23 protein-coding genes are annotated in these 24,661 nt (G+C 36.2%); 20 read left to right on the top strand and 3 right to left on the bottom strand.

Annotation, left to right across the window (positions count from 1 at the left end):
- Positions 1 to 9: 9 nt before the first annotated feature.
- Positions 10 to 630 carry a DUF47 domain-containing protein gene (locus tag AMS59_RS00970; RefSeq protein ID WP_053481898.1) on the bottom strand — a complete coding sequence of 207 codons (621 nt, stop codon included), beginning with the start codon at positions 628 to 630 and terminating at the stop codon, positions 10 to 12.
- 502 nt (positions 631 to 1,132) lie between these two features.
- On the opposite strand from AMS59_RS00970, the gene AMS59_RS00975 reads away from it, so the two are divergent.
- Genes AMS59_RS00975 through AMS59_RS24700 form a run of 3 tightly spaced genes read left to right on the top strand, consistent with a single transcriptional unit; the run spans position 1,133 to position 3,518 of the window.
- A complete protein-coding gene (locus AMS59_RS00975) occupies positions 1,133 to 1,819 on the top strand; it encodes an ABC transporter ATP-binding protein (protein WP_053481899.1) in 687 nt (228 codons plus the stop codon).
- A gap of 1 nt (position 1,820) precedes the next feature.
- Entirely contained in the window at positions 1,821 to 3,140 is a 1,320-nt protein-coding gene (locus tag AMS59_RS00980; protein ID WP_053481900.1) for an ABC transporter permease, read from the top strand.
- Positions 3,141 to 3,164: 24 nt separating this feature from the next.
- The gene (locus AMS59_RS24700; RefSeq protein ID WP_234007650.1) at positions 3,165 to 3,518 is read left to right on the top strand and encodes a hypothetical protein; all 354 of its coding nucleotides are present in this window, start codon (positions 3,165 to 3,167) and stop codon (positions 3,516 to 3,518) included.
- Here the strand turns inward: AMS59_RS24700 and AMS59_RS00990 are convergent.
- Complete coding sequence (locus tag AMS59_RS00990; RefSeq protein WP_053481902.1) at positions 3,509 to 4,669, bottom strand: SAM-dependent methyltransferase; 1,161 nt, start codon at positions 4,667 to 4,669, stop codon at positions 3,509 to 3,511. The genes AMS59_RS24700 and AMS59_RS00990 overlap by 10 nt on opposite strands.
- A gap of 251 nt (positions 4,670 to 4,920) precedes the next feature.
- On the opposite strand from AMS59_RS00990, the gene putP reads away from it, so the two are divergent.
- From putP to AMS59_RS01050, 12 genes are all read left to right on the top strand, one after another.
- Positions 4,921 to 6,408, top strand: a complete 1,488-nt coding sequence (putP, locus tag AMS59_RS00995) for a sodium/proline symporter PutP (RefSeq protein ID WP_053481903.1) — start codon at positions 4,921 to 4,923, stop codon at positions 6,406 to 6,408.
- Positions 6,409 to 6,620: 212 nt separating this feature from the next.
- On the top strand, positions 6,621 to 7,907 hold the full coding sequence (gene hflX / locus AMS59_RS01000) for a GTPase HflX (RefSeq protein WP_053481904.1): 1,287 nt from the start codon (positions 6,621 to 6,623) through the stop codon (positions 7,905 to 7,907).
- A gap of 407 nt (positions 7,908 to 8,314) precedes the next feature.
- The gene (locus tag AMS59_RS01005) at positions 8,315 to 9,802 is read left to right on the top strand and encodes a peptide MFS transporter (RefSeq protein WP_053481905.1); all 1,488 of its coding nucleotides are present in this window, start codon (positions 8,315 to 8,317) and stop codon (positions 9,800 to 9,802) included.
- Between the two features lie 622 nt (positions 9,803 to 10,424).
- On the top strand, positions 10,425 to 11,570 hold the full coding sequence (locus AMS59_RS01010) for a M20 peptidase aminoacylase family protein (protein WP_053481906.1): 1,146 nt from the start codon (positions 10,425 to 10,427) through the stop codon (positions 11,568 to 11,570).
- A complete protein-coding gene (locus AMS59_RS01015; protein ID WP_053481907.1) occupies positions 11,570 to 12,394 on the top strand; it encodes a GNAT family N-acetyltransferase in 825 nt (274 codons plus the stop codon). Before AMS59_RS01010 ends, AMS59_RS01015 begins: the two co-directional genes overlap by 1 nt.
- Positions 12,395 to 12,416: 22 nt before the next feature.
- Positions 12,417 to 13,523: an o-succinylbenzoate synthase gene (menC, locus tag AMS59_RS01020; RefSeq protein WP_053481908.1), complete on the top strand. Its 1,107-nt coding sequence runs from the start codon at positions 12,417 to 12,419 to the stop codon at positions 13,521 to 13,523.
- Positions 13,524 to 13,882: 359 nt separating this feature from the next.
- A complete protein-coding gene (locus AMS59_RS01025) occupies positions 13,883 to 14,935 on the top strand; it encodes a hypothetical protein (protein WP_053481909.1) in 1,053 nt (350 codons plus the stop codon).
- A 270-nt stretch (positions 14,936 to 15,205) separates the two neighbouring features.
- Complete coding sequence (locus AMS59_RS01030; protein ID WP_053481910.1) at positions 15,206 to 16,156, top strand: ABC transporter permease; 951 nt, start codon at positions 15,206 to 15,208, stop codon at positions 16,154 to 16,156.
- Positions 16,149 to 17,102, top strand: a complete 954-nt coding sequence (locus tag AMS59_RS01035) for an iron chelate uptake ABC transporter family permease subunit (RefSeq protein WP_053481911.1) — start codon at positions 16,149 to 16,151, stop codon at positions 17,100 to 17,102. Before AMS59_RS01030 ends, AMS59_RS01035 begins: the two co-directional genes overlap by 8 nt.
- Positions 17,099 to 17,860 (top strand): ABC transporter ATP-binding protein, encoded by a 762-nt coding sequence (locus AMS59_RS01040; RefSeq protein WP_053481912.1) that lies wholly within the window; start codon positions 17,099 to 17,101, stop codon positions 17,858 to 17,860. Before AMS59_RS01035 ends, AMS59_RS01040 begins: the two co-directional genes overlap by 4 nt.
- A gap of 57 nt (positions 17,861 to 17,917) precedes the next feature.
- Positions 17,918 to 18,925, top strand: coding sequence for a siderophore ABC transporter substrate-binding protein (locus AMS59_RS01045; protein WP_053481913.1), 1,008 nt, complete (start codon positions 17,918 to 17,920; stop codon positions 18,923 to 18,925).
- A 1-nt stretch (position 18,926) separates the two neighbouring features.
- A complete protein-coding gene (locus AMS59_RS01050; protein ID WP_053481914.1) occupies positions 18,927 to 19,241 on the top strand; it encodes an antibiotic biosynthesis monooxygenase in 315 nt (104 codons plus the stop codon).
- 206 nt (positions 19,242 to 19,447) lie between these two features.
- Here AMS59_RS01050 and AMS59_RS01055 read toward each other — a convergent pair whose 3' ends face one another.
- Complete coding sequence (locus AMS59_RS01055; RefSeq protein WP_053481915.1) at positions 19,448 to 20,092, bottom strand: hypothetical protein; 645 nt, start codon at positions 20,090 to 20,092, stop codon at positions 19,448 to 19,450.
- Between the two features lie 265 nt (positions 20,093 to 20,357).
- Here AMS59_RS01055 and AMS59_RS24705 point away from each other — a divergent pair, with 265 nt between their 5' ends.
- The 5 genes from AMS59_RS24705 to AMS59_RS01075 all read left to right on the top strand — a co-directional run bounded on the left by AMS59_RS24705 (position 20,358) and on the right by AMS59_RS01075 (position 24,546).
- Positions 20,358 to 20,495, top strand: a complete 138-nt coding sequence (locus AMS59_RS24705) for a hypothetical protein (protein ID WP_156304521.1) — start codon at positions 20,358 to 20,360, stop codon at positions 20,493 to 20,495.
- Between the two features lie 87 nt (positions 20,496 to 20,582).
- Entirely contained in the window at positions 20,583 to 21,485 is a 903-nt protein-coding gene (locus AMS59_RS01060; protein WP_053481916.1) for a polyprenyl synthetase family protein, read from the top strand.
- A 10-nt stretch (positions 21,486 to 21,495) separates the two neighbouring features.
- Positions 21,496 to 21,654 carry a competence pheromone ComX gene (gene comX / locus AMS59_RS01065; protein ID WP_053481917.1) on the top strand — a complete coding sequence of 53 codons (159 nt, stop codon included), beginning with the start codon at positions 21,496 to 21,498 and terminating at the stop codon, positions 21,652 to 21,654.
- Positions 21,655 to 21,725: 71 nt separating this feature from the next.
- Entirely contained in the window at positions 21,726 to 23,948 is a 2,223-nt protein-coding gene (locus tag AMS59_RS01070) for a sensor histidine kinase (protein WP_053481990.1), read from the top strand.
- A complete protein-coding gene (locus AMS59_RS01075) occupies positions 23,932 to 24,546 on the top strand; it encodes a response regulator transcription factor (protein WP_234007654.1) in 615 nt (204 codons plus the stop codon). Before AMS59_RS01070 ends, AMS59_RS01075 begins: the two co-directional genes overlap by 17 nt.
- Positions 24,547 to 24,661: the final 115 nt, after the last annotated feature.

The raw sequence follows: 24,661 nt of genomic DNA on the forward strand, positions 1-24,661 counted from the left end.
ATCTCCTAATTACGCGTTACGCATGATAATTGTTTCCATTGTATTTGCAACGTTTTGGCAATGATCAGCGATATCTTCAAGTTGTTCATATATATCTTTATATTTAATAAGTCGAATTGGATCTTTTTCATTTAAAAATAGTTGTTTAATAGACGAACGTTGAACTTCATCACATTCACGCTCATAATCTTTAATAAGAATTGCGTGTGGGCGCATGCCAATAAGATTCTTTTTCTTTAACTCTTCTGTTGCTTTAACAATTTCATCAGCACTTTTTGAAATATAGCCTAAGAAAATACGCATTGACTCGTCGACTTCAGTTAGAGAGAACATTTCAAAATGAGCGATACAATGCTCCGTACCATCTAATACGTCGTCCATACGAATGGCAAATTCTAAAATGTCTTCACGTTCGATAGGCGTCATAAATGATTTGTTTAGCATCACGATTAGTTCATGAATAAGCTTATCACCAGCTGTTTCGTAATTTTTCATAGTAATGCTAATCTCTTTTAGGTCAGCTACACTGTTAATACGAAAATCATTTGCGTAATGTACGGCCTCTCTCATATTCTCAGCAATTTTATGCAAAGCTATAAAGAAAGGGTCTTGTTTTTTTGAGTTAAGCATGTAAATCGAATCCTCCTGGATAAAATAAATTGGCCTCTAAACTTTACTATCATAACAAAATCTTTAATTTATCTACATAAAATTCTTCTATTCTACAGTAAACTTTACAATTCTGTAATATACAATTTGTTCACAAAATAATAAAGGTATCGCTGTGTTTGTTTTTATTAATACAGAAAAATGCCTTAAAGATAGGTTTTGTAAAGAAATTCCCCTCTGTTTAATACAAAAAGATACTATTTGGACATAAAATTTTGAATAAAGTTTCGAAATGAATTGTAAAGAGAATGTAAAGAAATTGTTTTGTTAATAGTTTTCCATTTTCTTAAGAATATCTTCATTTTTATCCTTCAACTTTATTAAGAATTCTTGCTTACAATGGAGAAGGCAGAGCTCATAACCATAAGTTTGGCATGACATTTATTAAAATACATGCCTTGTATATAAGTTGATCCGTTATGGTGATGAATCTAAAGAATGGAAAAGGGGCGTTTATTTAAAAATGATTCAAGTCGAGAACTTACAACATACATTTTTAATTGGAAAGAAAGGCAAGGAAAAACAGGTTCCGGTATTAAAAGGTGTTAACTTTGAGGTGAAAAAAGGAGAGATAGTAGCAATTGTCGGGAAAAGTGGATCCGGTAAATCGACCTTATTACAAATATTGGCTGGATTTATGAAATCAGAACAAGGGTCTATTAAGGTAAACGGAAAGGAAATAGCTCATTTCACGGAAGCAGAAAGTGCAGCTTTTCGCTTGCAACAGTTCGGATTTATCTTTCAAAATTTTCAACTGATGCCAGGTTTAACAGCGTTTGAAAACATTGAACTACCTTTGAAGTTGCAAGGTATCAAGAAAGCTGAGCGTACAGAAAAGGTAAAAAAATTAATGGACAAGGTTGGTTTAACGGAGGTGGCTGACCATTACCCAAATGAATTATCGGGTGGTCAGCAACAGCGTGTTAGTATTGCAAGAGCCTTAATTACAAATCCTCCTATTTTGTTGGCAGACGAGCCGACAGGAAGTCTTGACTCGGAAACGGAGCAAGATATATTGCTGCTCATTCAAAGTCTAAACCGTGAGCTTGGTTTAACATTTGTCATCATTACTCACGACGAGGAAGTAGCAACAATAGCTCATCGACGTTTCCGCATGTACGATGGGGAACTTGTAAAGGAGGAAGAGTAACATGTTATTTAAAGATCAATTAGATTTTGTTACACAACATATAAAGAAAAATAAATTACGTGTGTTTATGACAGTACTAGCGGCAACAATGGGTTGTGCATTTTTGATTGTCCTCGCATCAGTTGGGTTTGGGCTTCAGGATTCCATACGTAATGAAATATTATCGGATGAAAAAGTTACGAAAATTCAAGTGCATGGTAATGATCAATTTACAGAGGAACAAATCCATGAAATAAAAAATATAGAACATGTGGAAACAGTACTCGAAACGATTACTGTCAATGCATCCGCACATTCATTTTTGGAGAGTCGTGATACACAATCTGATTTATATGTTGCTAATATGCATGATTTTGAGCAAGTCAATGGCAAGCTTGCGGAAGGAAAGTATCCAACAAAGCCAAATGAAATCGTTGTAGGTTATCATTTTGCTCAAACATTAGTCAATGATGCTGAGCGTAAAATCATTGAAGAAAAGAGTAAAAAAGCTGAATTAGAAGGCACGTTTTATAATGGTAGTGAGGAAGGTTATAAGGACTCATTAATTGGTAAAGAGATCGAATTATCATTAATGCCACGTACTGAAGGGGCAAAAGAGACAGAGAAAAAGAAATATACGATTGTCGGTGTTATGAAGAAGCCCTCTTATGATTGGATGATCAATAACTCCATTTATATGGACACAGAGCAAAAGCCAGTGCTAGCTACAAATTTAGCAGCAACAGGTACTGTTAAAGAGGATGACATGTTTTATTCGGAGTTTAATATTTTTGCTGATAGCATGGAAAATGTAAAGCCGATATTAGACAAACTAAAAGACAAAGGTTATAGCGTTTATTCAATTACTGAACAATTGGATCAAATGAATGTATTTTTCCTAGTGTTAAAAATTGGCTTAATATTTGTAGGAACAATTGCTGTCTTGATCGCCTCAATTGGCATTTTCAATACAATGACAATGGCTGTTACAGAGCGTACTCGTGAAATTGGTGTTTTAAAGGCAATCGGAGCAAGTCCAAAACTAATTCAACGATTGTTCTTAATGGAAAGTACGTTCATTGGTGTTATTGGTACTTTGATAGCTGTAGCTATTTCATATGTTATTAGCTTTGTAGCAAATGCTGCATTGCCTTTAATTCTAAAAGCAGCAACAGGTGAAGATGCATTTAGTAGAAATGAAATTACATTTTCCCTTATTCCTTGGCAGCTCGTGCTTATTGCATCAGCGATTAGTATTGGGGTAGCGATGGTTTCAGGCTATCGTCCAGCACGTAAGGCCACAAAAATTGATGTTATTCAAGCATTAAGACAAGAATTATAATAGAAAGGGCGGTTCAGAAGTTTATTGAACCGCTCTTTTAATTTGATTAAGCAAATTCAGAAATACCCGCGGAAGGAGAGCGAATACCCGCACATCACCATGAAATACCCGCAGAAGGAGCATGAATACCCGCGCATCACCATGAAATACCCGCGGAAGGAGAGCGAATACCGGCGCAACACCATGAAATACCCGCGGAAGGATGACAAATACCCGCGCATCACCATGAAATACCCGCGGAAGGAGAGCGAATACCCGCGCATCACCATGAAATACCCACGGAAGGAGAGCGAATACCCGCACATCACCATGAAATACCAGCAGAAGGAGCATGAATACCCGCGCTTCGCTCACAAATACCGCGGATTTTATAGGTAAGCCTGTAACTCATTCGCTAAAAACGGCTTGGCATTTAGTAACTTTAAAAAGGCATCGTAGCTAGCGCGCTGTTCAGAGCTTGGCTTTTTACCTGTATGATAGGCTCGTATTAAAATGTTTTTTGGTGTATTTTCCATATCTATAAACTCTAGCAATTGTGCCTCATAGCCAACAAGTGATAAAATTTCTGCTCGGATTGCATCCGTTGCAAGCGCTGCAAAACGTTCGCGTACGAGACCGTGTTGAAGCATAATATCCAGTGCTGGTGTGTTAAGCTGGCGATTTAGCTCATGTTGGCAACAAGGGACACTTAAAATAACGCTTGCTCCCCATTTTACAGCGCGGGCTAATGCCATATCAGTAGCAACATCACAAGCGTGTAGCGTCACCACCATGTCTACTGCAGACTCCTCATTATAATCATTAATATCTCCTACTAGAAATTCGAGATGCTCATAGCCTAAATCCTGTGCAATTCGTGAGCATTCTTCAATAACTTCCTTTTTTAAATCCAAACCAGTGACACGAATGTCTAAGCCTTTTTCGATTTTTAAATAATGATATAGGGCGAATGTTAAATAGGATTTGCCTGAACCAAAATCTAAAATACGAACCTGTCGATCCTGTGGCAAATAGGCTAATGCATCATCAATAAATTCGATGAAGCGGTTGATTTGTTTAAATTTATCGTATTTTTGTTTTTTTATTTTTCCTTCTTCTGTTTGTACGCCAAGACGAATTAAAAATGGGTATGGCTGATCCTCTGCCAGTAAATAGTTTTTCTTGCGATTATGTGTTAAATTGACTTGCTTTGGTGCGGAGGATTTATCGGATTTCCATAGTACTTTGTTCTTTTTTGATAGCTGTACTTGTATTTTTTCATCAATAAAATCAACATGCGCTTGACGGTAATCGTTAAAAAATGCTTCTAGCTTCTCAGGGAAATGTTCTAATAGAATATTTTCATGTTTTAAAATACGTTCAAATTGATATTCAATTTGGATATGGTAAGCATCCTTTAGTAATAAAGGCTTTAGCTTTATACGTTTAACTTCGTTTGATTTCATACGTGGTTGACTGATCGTAGCGGTAACGAGTTGTTGCTGTAAAATACGCTCCATAAGCTGAGCTTTCATTTCTTCAAATGTCATATATTTCGCCTACTTTATCGTGTTATAGATGGCACTAGTTTAACACACTTTATGAAGTGCGATGCTAGTATAAATTTCTGAGTTCATGCTTTGAATAATTATAGGTTATCTTGTATGTTTGTGGTACTTTTATTTATAGAGACATTTAACTTCTTTCGGCGAGAAGTCTCTCACCTCTATAGGTGGTGAGATGAATGCGGGGGTTTAAGTTATTTGATTAAAAAGACAAAAGGGGAAATAGGGGGAGAAAGATGTCTGAAAACATGTATCAATTACTTGCGATTATTATTTATATGATCGCCATGCTAGGAATCGGTTGGTATGCATTTGTTAAAACATCAAATTTAACGGATTACATGCTCGGTGGGCGTTCGCTAGGCCCTGCTGTTACAGCGCTAAGCGCAGGTGCAGCAGATATGTCTGGCTGGCTGTTAATGGGTTTACCAGGTGCGATCTATTTAGCTGGACTTTCCAAAGCTTGGATTGCTATTGGTTTAACAATTGGCGCATATTTGAATTGGCTATTGGTAGCACCGAGGTTGCGTGTATATACGCAAGTTTCTAATGACTCAATTACTATCCCGAGTTATTTAGATAATCGTTTACGTGACAACACTAAGCTAATAAGAATTGCGTCAGGTATAATTATTTTAATCTTCTTTACATTTTATGTTTCTTCAGGAATGGTTGCAGGGGGCAAGTTTTTTGAGAGCTCATTTGGCTATGAATACCATACTGGTTTATTAATTGTATCTGCTGTTGTTGTGGCGTACACATTATTTGGAGGGTTTTTAGCGGTTAGTTATACAGACTTTTTACAGGGACTTATTATGTTTTTAGCACTTATAACTGTACCATTATTCGGATTGTTTTTAACAGGTGGAATTGGAGACACAATAGCATCCATTAAAGCTGTAAATCCTGAACACCTAAGCTTATTATCTTCAAATGCAACTGCTGCAGTAATTATTTCATCACTTGCATGGGGACTAGGTTATTTTGGACAACCACATATTATCGTACGCTTTATGGCTATTAGCTCTGTAAAGGAAACAAAGCAGGCTCGTCGTATCGGTATTGGCTGGATGATGTTAAGCTTATTCGGAGCGATTGCGACCGCTTTAGTAGGTGTGGCTTATTTTGAGCAAAATGCAGGAGAGTTAAAGGACTCTGAGACAGTATTTATTGTTCTTGGCCAAATTTTATTCCATCCATTTATTGCAGGTATAATGCTAGCTGCTATTTTAGCCGCAGTAATGAGTACAATTTCATCGCAATTAATTGTTACTTCATCAGCGCTTGTAGAAGACATTTACAAAGCTTTATTTAATAAAACAGCTGATGATAAGCATTATGTCTTTATTGGCCGTGTCGCTGTTTTAGTTGTAGCTATTGTCGGAGGTATTTTAGCATGGAATCCAGATAGTACTATTTTAGACTTAGTGGGCTTTGCTTGGGCTGGCTTCGGTGCAGCGTTCGGTCCTGTAATATTGCTGTCTCTATATTGGAGAAAATTAACGAATTACGGAGCGCTCAGTGGGATGGTAGCAGGTGCAGCAACTGCCTTTGTTTGGGGAAAAATAAAGTTCTTATCTGATACATTATATGAGATTGTTCCAGGCTTCTTAGTATGCTTAATCGTTGCGGTTATTGTCAGCATTTTGACATATAAACCGAATAAAGATATAGAAGAAGAATTCAGTCGCACTGAAGTATTATTAAGAGAAGAACGTAAATAAATAAATGAAGTGCGCCTTTTGCATAGAAGGCGCATTTTTTACAATATATATATTATTAAAGATAAGAGTTAACATCCGCCGGAGGCTTTAACTTCTTTCAGCGGTGTTTGGATACCTGCTGAAAGAAGTTAAACAACACGAATTAGGGCATTATATGGTAAGATGAAGAAAATTTGTCGTAATAGCACCAAGGCTTGGTGGGAGGTTTGTGGATGGATAGAATTAAAGAAGTAGATATATTGTTGGAAAAAGCTATTTTAGTTGGCGTAAATTTACGGAATGATGAGCATTTCGAGTATTCAATTGAGGAGCTAAAAAATTTAGCTGAAGCTTTAAATGTTGAAGTTGCCGGCATTGTCACACAAAATTTAGAGCGCATTACGCCATCTCATTATGTTGGTACTGGAAAAATTGAAGAAATAAAAAACTTTTATGATGAAGCACAAGCAAATTTAGTGATTTTTAATGATGAATTATCACCTTCACAAATTCGTAATTTAGAGCGTGATTTAGAGACGAAAGTTATTGATAGAACGATGTTGATTTTGGATATTTTTGGACGTCGCGCTAAAACACGTGAAGCACAGATGCAAGTCGAGTTAGCACAATTACAATATATGCTACCTCGCTTAGTCGGCTTGCATGCATCTCTCAGCCGTCAAGGTGGTGGCACAGGAGGTGGCTTTAAAAACCGTGGTGCTGGTGAGACAAAGCTTGAGCTTGACCGTCGAAAAATTGAGGATCAGATTTCGAAAATAAAGAAGGAGCTAGAGCTTGTAAAGGAGCAACGAGAGACGCAGCGTAAACAACGACGCAAAAATGCTGTTCCTGTCGTTTCTATTGTTGGCTATACGAATGCTGGTAAGTCAACGATTATGAATCAGTTACTTACGAAAATAGGGCAGGAAGATCATAAACAAGTGTTTGAGAAGGATATGCTTTTTGCTACACTTGAAACATCTGTCCGTCAAATAGAATTACCTGATAAAAAGACATTCTTATTAACAGATACAGTTGGTTTCGTTAGCAAATTACCGCATCATTTAGTGAAGGCATTCCGCTCAACATTGGAAGAGGCTCGAGATGCCGACTTATTACTCCATGTTGTAGATGTTTCCAATTCTGAGCACGGCTTTATGATGGAAGTAACAAATGAAACGCTCAAGGCAGTTGGCGTTGAAGGGATTCCGACAATTTATGTGTATAATAAAGCGGATATAGCAAACGTTCCTTACCCTGTTATAAGCGGTGATAATATTTGGATTTCAGCGAAGCAGGGGATTGGATTAGAGGAATTATTGCAAATGATACGTCAGCATATTTTCTCTAATTATGTAACATGTAAAATGCTTATTCCGTATGAACAGGGAAATATCGTTTCTTATTTAAATGAATATGCCTCTGTCCATGAAACAGCATACGAAGAAAATGGTACATTGCTAACAATAGAGATAAAAGAAGCGGATTATGCAAAATTCCAACAATATGTAATTAAATAATCGATCACAGCATTGTTTTAAGGGCATGCTAGAAGCACTTCGTGTTTCTAGCGTGCTTTTTTGTAATCGAAAAAGCGAATTTATACCACTGTGAATGAAATTTTGGATAATATTAGCTTATTTATAAAAAAGTAAATAATCCGATTATAAAATATTTTAGAATAATTTAATGGTGGTTAATAATTTAGTGGATATTAAATAGTAAGAAAACTTAGGAATATCAATGGGTTTGGTATAATTAAAGTAAAATCAATCTGAATTTAGAGAAAAGTAATAAATTTCTAACATTTTTTAAAACTCTTGAAAAACTCTTGAAAACGCTTTAGTATGATGAAACAAAGTTTTTTTCCATTACTAATGGGGAATAATATTTTTATTGAATAATGAAATCGGGAGAGGATATTTTTATGTCTACTAAAGATGAAATTGTAAAATCCGTCCCTCAAAATGGCTTTGTCGGACACCCTAAAGGGCTCTTTACATTATTTTTCACTGAATTTTGGGAACGTTTCTCGTACTACGGTATGCGAGCAATTCTGATTTTCTTTATGTATTATGAATTGAATGAAGGCGGTTTAGGCCTAGATCGTGGAACAGCGAACTCAATTATGGCTATCTACGGATCAATGGTTTACATGTCAGGGATTCTCGGTGGTTGGATTGCTGACCGAATACTAGGTACACGTAGAACCATTTTCTATGGTGGCGTGTTCATTATGTTTGGTCATTTACTGCTAGCGTTACCTGGCGGCGTGAGCATGTTATTTGTTTCAATGGCCTTTATTGTTATTGGGACAGGCTTATTAAAACCGAACATTTCAAGCGTTGTCGGAGATATTTATGCTGAAACAGATAGTCGCCGTGATGCAGGTTTTTCAATTTTCTACATGGGTATTAATATGGGATCATTCCTTGCACCTTTAATTGTCGGAACAATTGGACAAAAGTATAATTTCCACCTAGGCTTTGGTCTAGCGGGGATCGGAATGTTTATTGGTTTAATTATTTATAAATTAACAGAAAAAAAATATTTAGGGATAGCAGGGTTACAGGTAAACAACCCGTTATTACCTGAAGAACGTAAAAAAGTCTTTACACGATTTGGGATTATAGCTTTACTTATTATTATTGTTGGGGCAATTGGTATCAAAACAGGCGTACTAACAATGAATGTTTTTAGTTTAATTATTACGACACTAGGTGTTTTAATTCCGACGGTGTTCTTTATTTATATGTATCGCAGTGAGAAAACAACGAAGGATGAGAAGTCTCGTTTGCTTGCTTATATTCCTTTGTTTATATCGGCTGTAATGTTTTGGGCAATCCAAGAACAAGGGGCAACTATTTTAGCAACGTTTGCAGATAAACGTACACAATTAGATATTGGTGGTTTCCATATTGAATCTTCTTGGTTCCAATCGTTAAACCCTTTATTCGTCGTTACGATGGCTCCGTTATTTGCTACGTTATGGTTGAAGTGGGGAGATAAACAACCATCTACACCACGTAAATTTTCTTATGCATTATTCTTTGCAGGATTGTCATTCATAGTGATGATGCTTCCAGCGTATTTATCTGGTGGTACAGATTTAGTAAGTCCATGGTGGTTAGTATTATCATTCTTTTTAGTTGTAGTTGGGGAGTTATTATTATCGCCAGTAGGTTTATCAGCAACTACAAAATTGGCTCCAAAGGCTTTTGCTGCACAAACAATGTCACTGTGGTTCTTAACAAGTGCAGCAGCGCAAGCGATCAACGCACAACTTGTAAAAGTCTATGAAGTTGTAAGTGAATTCACATACTTCGGTTTCTTAGGCGCATTATCCATTGTATTAGGGATTATAATATTAGTACTTTCGCCAATTATTTCAAAAGCAATGCGAGGTATTAATTAATCAAAAGATGCAAGTACAGTTATTCAAATAACTGTACTTGCATTTTTTTGTATTAAGAGATATTTTGTTGATACTTTTCACATAACGTGTGGTTGATTTCCATTCCGGCTGGGCGCTTTGCCGCTGACGCTTCGCTTTCGCGCAGAGCAGAGCTTCCTGGGGGCGTCCGATGAGCCGCTTCGCTGCGCTGCAGGGTCTCGGGCCAACACGATGTTGGTCACGAAGGCGTTATCACAGGATGTGATGATTTTAGCCTTCGTTCCTCTATTCGCTGATCCCCGAGGAGTCGCCCAGCCTCCACTCCAATCAACTATTATGCTTTAACAAATGTTATCCCAAACTTTTGAGGATAAGTCTGATCCTTTACTTATTATATGCATATTTTTAGCTCGATGTAGCATTTAGCGGAAATCAGCATCTTTCTAATCAATAAAAATGAATAAGAGGTGGTTATTCAACCAACCTAGTTCTTATGCTTCGATATGAAAATTATCTCCAATCTGAAAGTGAAAAGCTGTAACATGCAGTTAATTTGCTGAATGCGGGACGTTTCTATGTAGAAAAGTTTTCATTTTCATTTATAATAATCTTAATAGTATGAAAATTTAAGGAGCTAGATGCTATGAAGGAAGCTTTGAGTCGTTTGAGACCAAGATTAATGGAGATTTTCACGTATTTGCACGCGCATCCAGAAATAAGCTGGGATGAGGTAGAAACAACAAATTATATTGTTGATTTATTAACACGTGAAGGTTTTTCACCAATACGCTTTAAAAACAGTACAGGGCTTTATGTTGACGTAGGAAATGGTAGTCCTAAAGTCGGTTTGCGTACGGACATGGATGCGTTATGGCAGGAAGTAGATGGTGAATTTCGTGCGAATCACTCCTGTGGCCATGACGGTCATATGACGATGGCAATCGGTACTCTATTACTTTTGAAAGAGCTTGCTCCATCATTCAACGGTACAATTCGTGTGATTTTTCAACCGGCTGAAGAAAAAGGAACAGGTGCTTTATCAGTTTTAAAAGAAGGAATCATTGATGATTTAGACTTTTTATTTGGTGTCCATGTAAGACCGGTCCATGAGCTTGAAGACGGTACATATTGTGCCGCGTTGCATCATGGAGCCTCTCGATTACTTGAGGGGGAAATCATTGGAGAAGATGCCCATGCTGCTAGACCGCATCTCGGCGTAAACGCCATTGAAGTAGGAGCGACTATTATCGAAGATTTAAGAACGCTTCATACAGACCCAATGATTCCTGTATCAATTAAGATGACAAAATTCCATGCAGGAGGAGAATCCGGCAATATTATTCCTGGAAGTGCATCGTTCACCATTGATATACGAGCTCAACAAAATGATGTAATGGGTGCACTTGCACAGGGAGTAAAAAGGGTTATTGACTCTTCTAAGATTTTGCATAAAGTGCAGATTGAATTACGTACAGTAGCAAATATAGTAGCTGCTGAGGTAGATCCAACTGCTCAATATATTATGGAGCAGGCGATCGTGCAAGCGACGGGGTTGTCGAATTTAAGAAAGCCAATTCATACACCTGGAGGCGAAGATTTTCATCACTATGCTGTTCAACGCCCGCATTTAAAATCTACGATGTTAGGTTTAGGCTGTGGGGTAACACCAGGCCTACATCATCCGAAGATGAAATTTAAGCAGGCGAGGCTTGTGACGGGGGTTGAAATTCTTACAAGAGCGGTATTGTTAGCATTAGAGTCGGGGGATACAAAGGAGGGATCAGCATAATGTTAGAGAGAGTGCGTATTCAAAATATAATGGCACCTACAGAGATTGCAGAAGTACAAATTTTGAACGAAAGTATTTGGGGGAGTCAGGCTATTCCCTCGCATCAATTGTTAGCGGCTGTACAAAATGGTGGATTAGTCCTTGGGGCGTATTTAGATGAAAAGCTGATTGGCTTTAACTACTGCTTTGTTGGTTATCGACATGGAAAAATGTATTTACACTCACACATGATTGGTGTGGAGAAAACATATCGTGAACAAGGTGTAGGTGAATTATTAAAGCATGCCCAACAGGAATATGCAAAAGAACATGGGTTTCAGCTTGTGATTTGGCTATTTGATCCGCTAGAAGTATGTATGGCTAATTTATCATTTTTGAAGCTCAATGCCTTTAGTTTTCAGTATGAAAATGATTATTATGGTCCGCTCAAGGATGATTTTAACGATGGGTTACCTTCAGATCGAATTGTTGTAGAATGGTGGATTGAAAGCGATCGAGTGGAGGATTCCTTGGATGAACTGGAAGAAGGAGCTGAAGAAATTGTACCGTGGTCTTTAACGGTAGATGGCTTACCAGTGCTCGATATTGATGGTGAATTTCAGCGCGAGCAATTATATGATAAGGACGCCTATTTATTGCCCGTTCCTCAATTTTTACAAAAGATGAAAGTGGAGAGTCCTAGGCTTGCAGAGGACTGGCGTTATAAAGTACGTACTATTTTAACGACATTGTTTGAACAAAATTATGCCATTGTTCGAGTAAAAAAGAATAAGGAATATGTTCATAGCTATCTATTAGTCAGACGCTCCTTATTAGCTTTATAATAAGGATAAGGAGTGAAATCTTGTGAAACTAGAACAGATTACAGTTAGACATATAAAAATGCCTATGAAAGCACCGTTTACAACGAGTTTTGGCACAATTGATGAAAAAGAACTTTTACTTATAGAAGCGATAGATCAATCAGGAACTGTAGGATGGGGAGAAGCTGTAGCCTTTGTAGCGCCTTGGTATACAGAGGAGACAGTAAAAACAACATGGCATATGCTTGAAGACTTCTTAATCCCCATCTTGTTACATAAAGAGATAGGGCATCCAGATGAAGTTAGTGCTTTGTTCTCCTCTATTCGTCGTAATTGCATGGCGAAGTCCTCTATTGAAGGAGCTATATGGGATATTTATGCTCAACAAACGAAACAATCACTTGCTCAAGCGTTAGGCGGAGATAAGGAGCAAATAGAGGTAGGCGTTAGCGTAGGTATTCAATCTTCTACAGAAGCATTAATTGATTTATTAAAAGGCCATGTAAATAAAGGATATAAACGAGTAAAAGTGAAAATTAAGCCTGGCCACGATGTAGAAGTTATTCGTGCTATTCGAGCTGAAATGCCAGATCTGCCATTGATGGTAGATGCTAATTCTGCTTATTCAATGAATGATATGGATGTATTGCAGCAACTTGATGCATTCAATTTATTAATGATTGAGCAGCCATTAGTTGTAGATGATATTGTCGATCATGCAAAGCTACAGCGAAAGTTAAAGACGCCTATTTGCTTAGATGAAAGCATCACCTCTTATGAAGATGCACGAAAAGCGATAGAGCTTGGTAGTTGTGGTGTTATTAATATAAAAATAGGACGTGTTGGCGGGTTAACAGAAGCAAGAAGAATTCATGATTTGTGTAAGGAAAATAATATTCCCGTTTGGTGTGGCGGTATGTTAGAGGCCGGAATCGGACGAGCACATAATATTGCATTAACGTCGCTCTCTAATTTTGTGTTGCCTGGGGATACTGCAGGCTCTAGTCATTATTGGTATGAGGATATCATTACACCTGAAGTAGTTGTAGAGGATGGGTATATTCGTGTGCCACAAACGGCCGGAATCGGATATACACCTAATATGAAGGTAATTGATAAGCTAACAATCAGTAAGAAGGTCTATCAATAATAGGTTCATCACTAAATGTTGTGGATGACTTCTGGTAAAACGTCTACTATGTAAATAAGTTGATTGGAGTGGAGGCTGGGCGACTCCTTGGGGATTAGCGATATAGAGGAACGAAGGCTAAAACCATCACGTCCTGTGATAACGCCTTCGTGACCAACATCCTGTTGCCCCAAGCGGCTCATCGGACGCCCCCAGGAAGCTTTGCTCTGTGCGAAAGCGTAGTGCTAACGTAGCGGCAGCAAATGTTTTATCTATGCGAAAGCGAAGCGACAGCAACAACAAAGCGCCCAGTCGGAACGGAAATCAACCACACGTTTTGGTAATGATCCCGATAATAGGATAAACAGGGAGAGAACTGATTGAAAAAAAGTTTGCAAATCGGTGGTGCCTATGTAGGAATTATCGTCGGTGCGGGATTTGCATCAGGACAGGAAATCGTACTATATTTTACGAGCTATGGCTTTCATGGGATTTATGGTGCACTTATTGCTACAGTTGGATTTGCTTTAGTAGGAATGTGCATTGCTCAAATTAGCTCAAGGTTGCGTACGACATCGCACAAGGATTTAATTTATCAAATTTCAGGTAATACTGTTGGCTTTGTGATGGATTATTTACTGTCGCTCTTCTTATTCGGTGTTGCAGTAATCATGTTTGCAGGAGCAGGTGCTACGTTTCATCAAATGTTTGGACTACCAGTTTGGCTGGGGAGCATTTGTATGATTGCACTTACTATTGCGACAGTTATGATGAATGTGAAGAGTATTATTAACGTTATTGCAATTGCTACACCCTATCTGTTAGCAATTGTCTCGATAATAGCTGTCTATTCATTAGCCACGATGGATTTAACCTTTGTCGAACAAGCTGTTATTGCACGACAAGCACAGGTAAGTTCTAAAAGCTGGTGGGTTACTGCTTTACTGTATTTGTCTTTTAATATCGGTGTGTGTTTTTCGCTTTTAACTGTTATGTGTGGATCTATTCGTAATGAAAAAGTGGCAGGGATGGGAGGTATAATTGGTGGGGTTTTGCTTGGAGCTTTAATTCTACTTATTAACCTATCTCTTCTTGCAAAAATGAACGTAATCGTTGGCATAGATATACCGATGCTAGCTTTAGCAAATGAAATTCATCCTCTAATCGGTCTACTGATGTCCATTTCTTTATTAGGGATGATTTATAATACAGCGGTGGGGATGTTCTATTCATTTATGGTAAGATTTTTAAAACCTAATAAGACCAGTTTTAAGGTAACTGCCGTTTTTATCGGTGGTTTGGCATTTTTAGCAAGTCTTGTTGGTTTTACGACGCTCGTAGCCAAGCTATATGCTGTGATGGGTTATGTCGGTTTTATATTAATCGTTTTAATTATTTTTGCATGGCTAAAAGGCGTTCGACGAATAGCATAACTGATAAGGTGATTGAGAAAAAATTGTATTTTATTCTCAATTACCTTTTTTTGTGTGTAAAAAGAGTAGGGGAAATTAACTTCGGAAGTAATGCAAAATGTAGATATTCTATTGAGAATGCTTATTTTACAAAGATTCATAAATAAAACGAGAATAATTCTCAATTGAAGGTTGACTGAGAATGGAAACACACTTATAATGAGAATCGTAAGTAATGATAATCATTTTCAATGAACATTGCGAGCAAAAATGAATCTACCGGGGATTACAATGAAAAAAAGATATCTTTTAACAGCAACTGTTGTGCTGTCTATAGTTTCACTATTTATCGGAGTAGTTGATATAAAACCGAGTGATCTATTAGACTTCGAATCAGAAGAAACTAGACTATTTTTTCTTAGTCGTATACCGAGACTTGTAGCCATTTTGTTAGCAGGTGCAGGTATGAGTATTGCTGGTTTAATTATGCAAAGCTTAAGTAGGAATAAGTTCGTGTCACCAACGACAGCAGGTACGTTAGATGCTACAAAGTTGGGGATATTGATTTCGATGATGTTTTTCACAAATGTCACGTACTTTCAAAAAATTTCCTTCGCTTTCATATTTGCTTTAGCCGGCACATTATTGTTTATGCAAATATTAAATCGAATAAAGTTTAAAGATGCGATCTTTATACCGCTTATTGGCTTAATGTTTGGGAATATCCTTTCTTCAATTACGACGTTCTTTGCGTATAAGGCGGATATTATCCAAAACATTTCTGCATGGTTACAAGGAGATTTCTCATTAATGATGAAAGGTCGTTATGAGCTTTTATACATAAGTGTGCCCGTGCTGATTTTAGCTTACATTTATGCGAACCGCTTCACAGTGGCAGGAATGGGTGAGGATTTTGCAAAAAATCTGGGTCTTTCCTATAAATTCATTGTGAATTTAGGTTTAGTGTTAGTAGCGCTTATTTCGACGACGGTGGTGCTAACAGTTGGTGTGATACCGTTCCTTGGTTTAATCATTCCAAATATAGTTTCGCTGTTCAAAGGGGATAACCTTGCTAAGACATTGCCTCATACAGCATTACTAGGTATGTCGTTCTTATTATTGTGCGACATTATTGGGCGTGTACTTATTTTCCCTTATGAAATTCCGATTAGTATGACGGTCGGTGTCATCGGAAGTGCGATCTTCCTCATTATGTTGTTTAGGGGGAAAGCATATGCGTAACCGTACAAAAATGTTGATTTTACTAGGGTTGGCTGTAGCATCTATTTTACTGTATGTATTTTATGAACTTAATGGTAACTATCATTATGCGTTCCCGCGCCGTCTTATTAAAGTGTTTGCTATGTCGTTAACGGGGATTGCGATTGCTTATTCAACTGTTGTGTTCCAAACGATTACACATAACCGTATTTTAACGCCAAGTGTAATGGGACTTGATGCATTATATATGATGGTTCAAACGTTCATCTTTTACTTCTTTGGCTCTATGTCGATATTCGTTATTAATGCCAAATACAATTTCTTACTAGCTGTCTCAGCTATGGTTATTTTTGCGTTAATTTTTTATCGTGTATTGTTCAAGGAAGGAAAACGTCCGATTTATTTCTTGCTGCTCGTTGGTATGATTGTCGGAACATTTTTAGGAAGCGTAACTACGTTCTTCCAAGTATTGATTGACCCAAATGAATTTTTAAACTTACAAAGTAAAATGTTTGCAAGCTTTAACAATGTCAATTCAGATTTAGTATGGCTTGCAGCTGTTGTTATAATCATTGCCTTTATTTATGGCTGGCGTCATATGAACCAATTAGACGTAATGTCTCTTGGACGTGATACAGCCATTAACTTAGGGGTGCCATATGACAAGCTTGTACAGCGTATGCTCATCTTATCTTCAGTATTAATTGCCGTTTCTACAGCTCTTGTTGGGCCTATTACGTTCTTTGGCTTAATCGTAGCAAATTTATCGTATCAATTTTTCAAGACGTACAAGCACTCTGTGATAATCGCAGGTTCTTGTGTAATGAGTATTGTAGCTTTAGTCGGTGGACAGTGGATGGTCGAACATATTTTTAATTTCGATACAACACTAAGCGTTATTATAAACTTCGTAGGTGGCGTGTACTTCATCTACTTATTATTGAAGGAAAGTAGGTCAGCAGGATGATCCAAGTAAAAGAAATCTCTAAGTTTTTTGGGAAAAAACCGGTCATTCAAGATGTTAGTGTCGACGTTGCACCAGGAAAAATTACGTCTTTTATCGGACCAAATGGTGCAGGAAAATCAACATTGCTTTCAATGGTAAGCCGTTTACTTAATGCAGACACTGGAGAAGTATTACTTGATAAATCAGATGTACGTCGTTGGAAATCAGATGATTTTGCGAAGCGTGTATCCATTTTAAAACAGTCAAACTATATGAATGTACGCCTAACAATTCGTGAGCTTGTGTCATTCGGTCGCTTCCCTTATTCAAAAGGAAATTTAAAGTCTGAAGATGAGCTAAAGATAGATGAAGCCATTCAATATATGAATTTAGAAGATATTCAGCACAATTATTTGGATGAATTATCGGGTGGTCAACGTCAACGTGCATTTATCGCTATGGTTATTGCACAGGACACAGACTATATTTTACTTGATGAGCCGCTCAATAATTTGGACATGAAGCACTCTGTACAAATTATGAAAATTTTGCGTAAGCTCGTGGATGAGCTAGGAAAGACGGTTGTCATCGTATTACACGATATAAACTTTGCTTCCGTATACTCCGATCATATTGTCGCATTAAAAAATGGTCGTGTTGTCAAAGACGGTCCAACAAATGACATCATCAACCGTGATGCGCTTAAAGAAATCTATGATATGGATATTCCTGTTCAAGAACAGAATGGTTGTCGTATTTGTGTGTATTTTAACTCTTAAAAAGGTAATAGATGGAAATGTTCATCTAAAAAATAAATTTAAAGGAGCAATTTACTAATGAAAAATTGGAAATTACTTACTGTATTAATGGCGATGATGCTATTAGTATTAGCTGCTTGCGGTTCTAAGGACGAAGCAAAAAAAGAAGATAAAGGTTCTTCGGATAACAAGACTGCTGAAGAGCAAAAAGGAGAAGCTACATCTTATCCACTTACAATTCCAGGTAGCACAGATGGTGAGGAGACTTTTAAAGAAGTAACTCTTGATAAAATGCCAGAAAAAGTTGTTGTATTTGATTATGGTTTCCTTGATACTTTAGATGTCTTAGGTGTTAAAGTTGCAGGTGTTTCACAAAAATCACTTCCAAAATACTTAAGCAAATATTCTGGTAAAGATTATGTAAATGTTGGTGCTTTAAAAGAGCCTGATTTTGAAGCGATCTCTTCAATGAATCCAGACGTTATTTTCATCTCTGGTCGTCAAGCAGCTGCTTACGATGAACTATCTAAAATTGCACCGACAGTATATGTTGGAACAGACTATACTAATTTCTTACAATCATTCAAAACAAACACAGAATTAGCTGGTAAGATTTTTGGCAAAGAAAAAGAAGCTGCTGATGCCATGACGGCATATGAAGCAAAAGTAAAAGAAATTCAAGCAAAAACGGCTAAATCGGAAGATAAAGCTTTAATCGTATTAGGTGGCGAAGGTGCGCTATCTGCCTATGGTAAAGGTTCACGTTTTGGTGTAATTCATGATATTTACGGTGTGAAAGCTGCTGATGACACGATTAAACCATCTACACATGGTGATAGTGTAAGCTTTGAATATGTACGTGACACAAATCCAGATATTTTATTCGTAGTGGATAGCGATGCAGTTAGAAATCCAAATGGTGAATCTGGTACAAAAGCGGCAATTGAAAACGAAATCGTTGGCGCAACAAATGCTGCGAAAAACGGCAAAGTGTTCTACTTAAATCCAGAAACTTGGTATCTTGCTAATGGCGGTATCACTTCTGAAACGCAAAAAATTGACGATGTGTTAAAGGCGTTTAACTAATATGTTTGTACAAATTAAACGTATTGTCGTTACGGAAGGGAATTCGGATAAAGTAGTTGAGCATTTTGGTGCCAAAAAAGATGGTCCATCATTGCTTGAACAACAGCCAGGCTTTATTGATAAGCAAGTACTTGTAAAAAAAGTACGACGTGGTGATGAAGAAGTGCTAATTATGGTTCGATGGGAATCAGAGGAAGCGTGGAAAAACTGGGAGAAGTCCCCTGAGCATGTTGCTGGTCATAAAGCAAATGCTGGTAAACCGAAGCCTGATCATATCATTGAAAGTGGCCAAGAAGTTTATTATGTAAAAGGTTAATAATTTAGAGGTGTCTCAAAGTTCATTTGAGGCACCTTTTTTCTTATAAATAGAACATGAAGCTTCGTATTGTCCGATAGAGATGCAATGATAGATAGTCAAAGTGGGGGATAGAGGAGCGAAGGTGGCGGATAGAAGTCAGAGTGACGGAAAGAACCATCAAAACGACCTAATAGAACTATACCTGTGCCATACCCAGTCTAGTATTAATGTTTAATGGACGTTCTATTCCATGCATTAAATGCTTTTGTAATATTAAAAGAAATACCATTGTCACTGATGGCAACCCCTGTAAAATAAGCAGTTGATTGTTTGGGTGACCAATTTGCTTCATTTACAGCAGTAAATTTCCTTAAAGAGGACATTTGCATTGCTGAATTATAAAGATAGATAGGTAAACCGACTATTTCTCCAATCTTAACTGCATTTTCCATAGATGAAGTGTTAGAGCAATTGCCTCTTGCATTTATAATACTAAAGCTTGGTGACGTATAGATTATAGGTGTATGTATATTTAATTCTGAGGTGAATGGACTTACTAATGGCAACATAGACAGACTTTCTTCAGATACTCTTATAATTCCATATTGTTCAATAAAACTGTCTAGCTTTTGCTGAAAAGTATCTTCAAATCCAGGAATATTGCAAATGAAATTTGAAAATGTAGATGTGCTTTTATACGCTGCTAATGTTTCTTGAAAAGCCTGTTGTTCGGCATCAATAATAATTTGCTCAATATATTGCTGTTCTTTTGAAGGTTTTTTAATAATGATTTCTTCTTCAGAGACAAAAATTGCACAGGAAAAATTAGCTGTAAGTATTAAAACGTTTCCATGTACTTCATTTTTCATTTCAATCACTCCCAGTGTTTCGAGAATTTCCTTGTTAATAGATTTAAATGATTCCTATACAAAATGACTCAACACGATAACGTAGGGGATTTCTATTCTGAATCGGCGTTAGTGTGACTTTAATTCCCAAAAATAGCCCAGCCTTTATTTCTAATTTTTGACGATAAACTTTATAGCTTTGAATTAATCAAAAATTAGTGTACGAACAGAATACAAATTTATTCTAGCTTAGTTTAAGCGTATCATCAGTGAGGACGCCATTTCAATGCTGAGTTTACGCCAAAAAATGGCGGTCAATAATATAACACCGCCACTTATTTTACTATCCCTAAATAAAGAAATGGCGTGCTTCCCACAAATACCGCCACTTTTTGGCGGTATGTTGTCTAATAATATAGTGTAAAATATTCCCTTATAATTTCGATTTCTAGTATTATTTCCCATTAATATGTATACTATTTAATAACAAACTTAAGGGAGGAGAGGACTATTGCAGGAGCTTGATGAACAAATTAATGAATCATTGGACATTCTGATTGAGAACGAGGCATTAGTAGGTCATGAACTACGGTCAATGCTAAAAAGTTTTAAGGAAGAAAAAAAAGCAGTTGGCTATTCATTTGGTAAGCTATGTTATTTGCATTATGAGGCATTTACAGATTGTTTGAACGAGGACATCTATAAAGTTGCCGCAGCTATCGAACTGTTAATTTTATCGTTTGATATTATTGATGACTTGCAGGACAAGGATTCAGACTACATTTGGACTAAAACACCTGAATTATCATTAAATGCTGCTTTAGCTATGCTAGTTATGGCTTCTAAAATTATACGTGAGACTTCCTTTGAACACAAAAATACTGCTATTCAAATACTAGAGGATTATGCATTACGAAGCATAAACGGTCAGCAACTGGATTTACTTAATACTTGTAGGGATGAACAATCATATATACAAATGATTGAACTAAAATCGGGTTCTTTAACAGCGATGGGTTGCTTAATTGGTGAAGTGCTTGCAAAAGGTGAGATATCTTCGGAGGTTGAAGAGTATGGGAGATTCATAGGTATTATCCAACAAATTAAAAACGATATTCAAAGTTTAAAAACTTGGGGACCTAAAAATGATTTGCTAAATAAAAGATACTCATTGCCTATTATTTATCTTTTATCACAGGAAAATGATGTTTCAAAGTCTGTTGTAAGCTATTATAATGATGATATAGATGCATTTTTAGATAATAATGCTACGGAAAACGAGTTGACAAATGGTGGTGCGATACGTTATGCAATTACTATGAAAAATGTTTACAAGTTTAAAGCGTTAAATACTCTTGAAAATGTAGCTATGAATGAGGTAGGTAAAGACTACTTAAAAAAACTAATGAAATGAGGGTATATATATGATGAATGTAATTCAATATCTAGAAAAAAACCCAGACCTAGTTGCTCTATTAAAAACACAAAAAGCATCATTGATTGGAATATCATCTTTAGAACAAAAAGCAGTTTTAGATGCGTTTAGTAGTGAAATAGAGTTGAAAAGTGAAGCTTGGGAGTAAAATTGTTGAGTAAAAAGTTGTTTTGGCCCGCTATAACGCTCTATTTAGTGATTGGACTTTATCTGAATTATATGAATTATAGTGGGCCGTTATTAGAAATTGGGGTAGAAAAAGAGAATGGCAAGTGGGGAGTAACGCAACCTTATTTTAAAGACTGGACAGGATGGAAGAACATTTCATCATCTGATGTTATTTTAAGTGTAGATGATGTGCCAATGGATCATCTAAATCAGGTGAAATATAAATCTAAAATAGTAGCTGCTAATAAAATAACCATATTGAAGCCTAATGGTGAAATAAAAGACATACATATCAAACAATTGGATGTACCGAACCAATTTTATTCTATATTACTATTTCCGGCTTGTTATTATTTATTAACTCTATTTATTACTATCTATCTACATTTTAACCAAAAGAATACAAAGCTTACTAACTTACTTATTCTTTTTATGTTAACTGTTGCGTTAGCTTATGTAAGCAGTGGAGTAGCTAGTAGATTAAATGGAATTGGAATCATAGTAAATCGCAGTAGTATGGTATTGTGTTTAGTTATATTATTACATTTTTTAAGAGATTATTATTCATTTGTAAAAATATATTGGGTGTTTACAAACAATATTAAATTCTTTTATATATTTCCAGTGATCTCTTTTTTACTGGGCTGTATTAGTACTTTCTATCCTGCTTCGTATCATTTTTTGGCTGATGTAGTATTAGTCCTTTTCTTCATTCTCCTTATTACCATACTTAGTATTTTATTGCTAAGTTATTTCAAATATAAATCACCTCAGTTAAAAATATTGTTAAGTAGTATAATGATACCGTTTCTGCCATTTCTTTTTTTATTTGCACTCCCTAACCTTTTTTTTGATAAGTATATTCTTTCAGGTGAAGTCAGTTCTTTCTTTTTATTGCTTATTCCTTTTAGCTTTATCTTTACACAGTTAGCAGAACGATTATTTGATATCGAATATCATATTACTAGATTACGTTATTATGTAATCTTTTCATCGTTTTTTACTTTGTGGTTTATGGTTGGATTGTATTGGATTGCTGGAAAATATTTGACGATGGCTGTAATGTCAGGTGTTTCATTTTTTACCTTTACATCGTTAATTATTCTTTTTTACATAAAAGAGAAGGTCGATTACCGAAAACGAAAAATCTTATTTTCTACAAAAGGGGATTATATACATCAATTATATACGGCGGTAGATAAGATTGGTAAAACAATAAAAATAGATGAACTTCTAGAGAGGTTTGCTCAGGAGGTTTCTTTACATCTTGAGCTCGAACACGTATTTGTATTAACTTATGACTATGACACAAAGCAATTCACATCAACGATTGAGGGAAGTCTTCCGATTAATCCAATGGTAATGGAAGATTTAAAATTGGGGGAAATTAAAAAATTTGACCAAGTCTATCTAGCCTTCCTCCATCAAGATGCTCATTATAAAAGAGCTTTAGTTTTGGGACATAATAATTCGATTCATTTGAAAGACGAAGAGCTTCTATGGCTTGAATTGCTCTTATTATATGTAAATAATTTTATTGAGAATACCAAGATGGTAGAAGAACTATTAGAGGAACTAATGCATATGAGGCAAGCAGATGATAGTCAATTACCTTGGTTAAACAAATTATTATGGTTAAGGTTTGAAGAGGAAAAATATCAATTAGCTCAAGAATTACATGATACAAATTTGCAAGAGCAGCTCCATATTGCCCGGGAGGTTGATGTCCTAGTTAATATGAAGGATGCAACAGATATCCAGCCAAAACTTGCAGAAATTCATCAGCATATGGTGACATCTCTACATGATTTAAGAGCTTATTGCGAAAATTTGAAGCCCCCATTATTAGATACCTTAGGACTGAATGCGGCATTAGAAAAGCTAATTCGCAAAGTAATAGAAAGAGCTAGTTTTGTGTTAATTTATACGATCGATCGCCTTTATTTAGAGGATGAGCGTATGAATTTAATGATTTATCGATTATTTCAAGAATTACTCAACAATGCTTTAAAACATTCCTATGCAACAACAGTTGAAATTCATCTACAGGAAATGGACGATGGTTTCGAAATCATCTACAAGGATGATGGTGTAGGCTGTAATATGAATGATATTATTGTCGGAGAATCAATGGGAATTCAAGGTATGCAAGAGCGTGTAAAGGCCTTTAACGGGCAACTTTACATCGATTCGCAGATTAATGAAGGAATGTCTATTAGAATTACAGTAAAAGAAGGAAGTGATACACTTGATTACGATGCTCATAGTGGATGATCACCCTATTGTGTTAGAAGGGACGAAAAATTTATTTCAAGAAAACGAAGATATTATAGTTGATACAGAAAGTGATGCAACTCATGTCATCCAGAGAATAAAAAACAAACCATATGATATCTACTTAATTGATATAAATATGCCGTTAGAAAATGGCATTAATTTAGGACGAAACATTAAAGCTATCCAGTCAAATGCTTCAATTATCCTTTATACTGGTGATGATATTACTGATTATTATCCACTTATTTTAGAACGGAAAATAGAAGGTATTTTAGCTAAAACGGCATCTAAGGAACAAATTTTACGAACTGTTCGGGCCATTGCAAATGGTGAAATTGTTTTACCTCAAGATTTCTTGGATTTTCTTGATAATAAATTTAAATTGCAAGATGCAAAACTCGATATTCACTTAAATGAAAAAGAAAAGAAAATTTTAAGACTAATTGCGGAAGGACATACGAATAAAGCGATTGCTATAGAGTTAAATATTCCTCAGCGAACAACCGAAAGATATTTAACACAACTGTTTTCTTTATTGAATGTAGATTCACGGACAGAGGCTGTAAATCTTGCAGAAAGAATGAATTTACTATAGATTGTCTGTATGTTATACTAACTTCTGTTGGTATATTTTTCAATAAAAAGGGAGACTTTAGGTGATTGTATAATACCATATTTTAACTTAGTTAATTACACCTAAATTCCGATTC

This window comes from Lysinibacillus sp. FJAT-14745 (assembly GCF_001275675.1).
GTDB lineage: Bacteria > Bacillota > Bacilli > Bacillales_A > Planococcaceae > Lysinibacillus.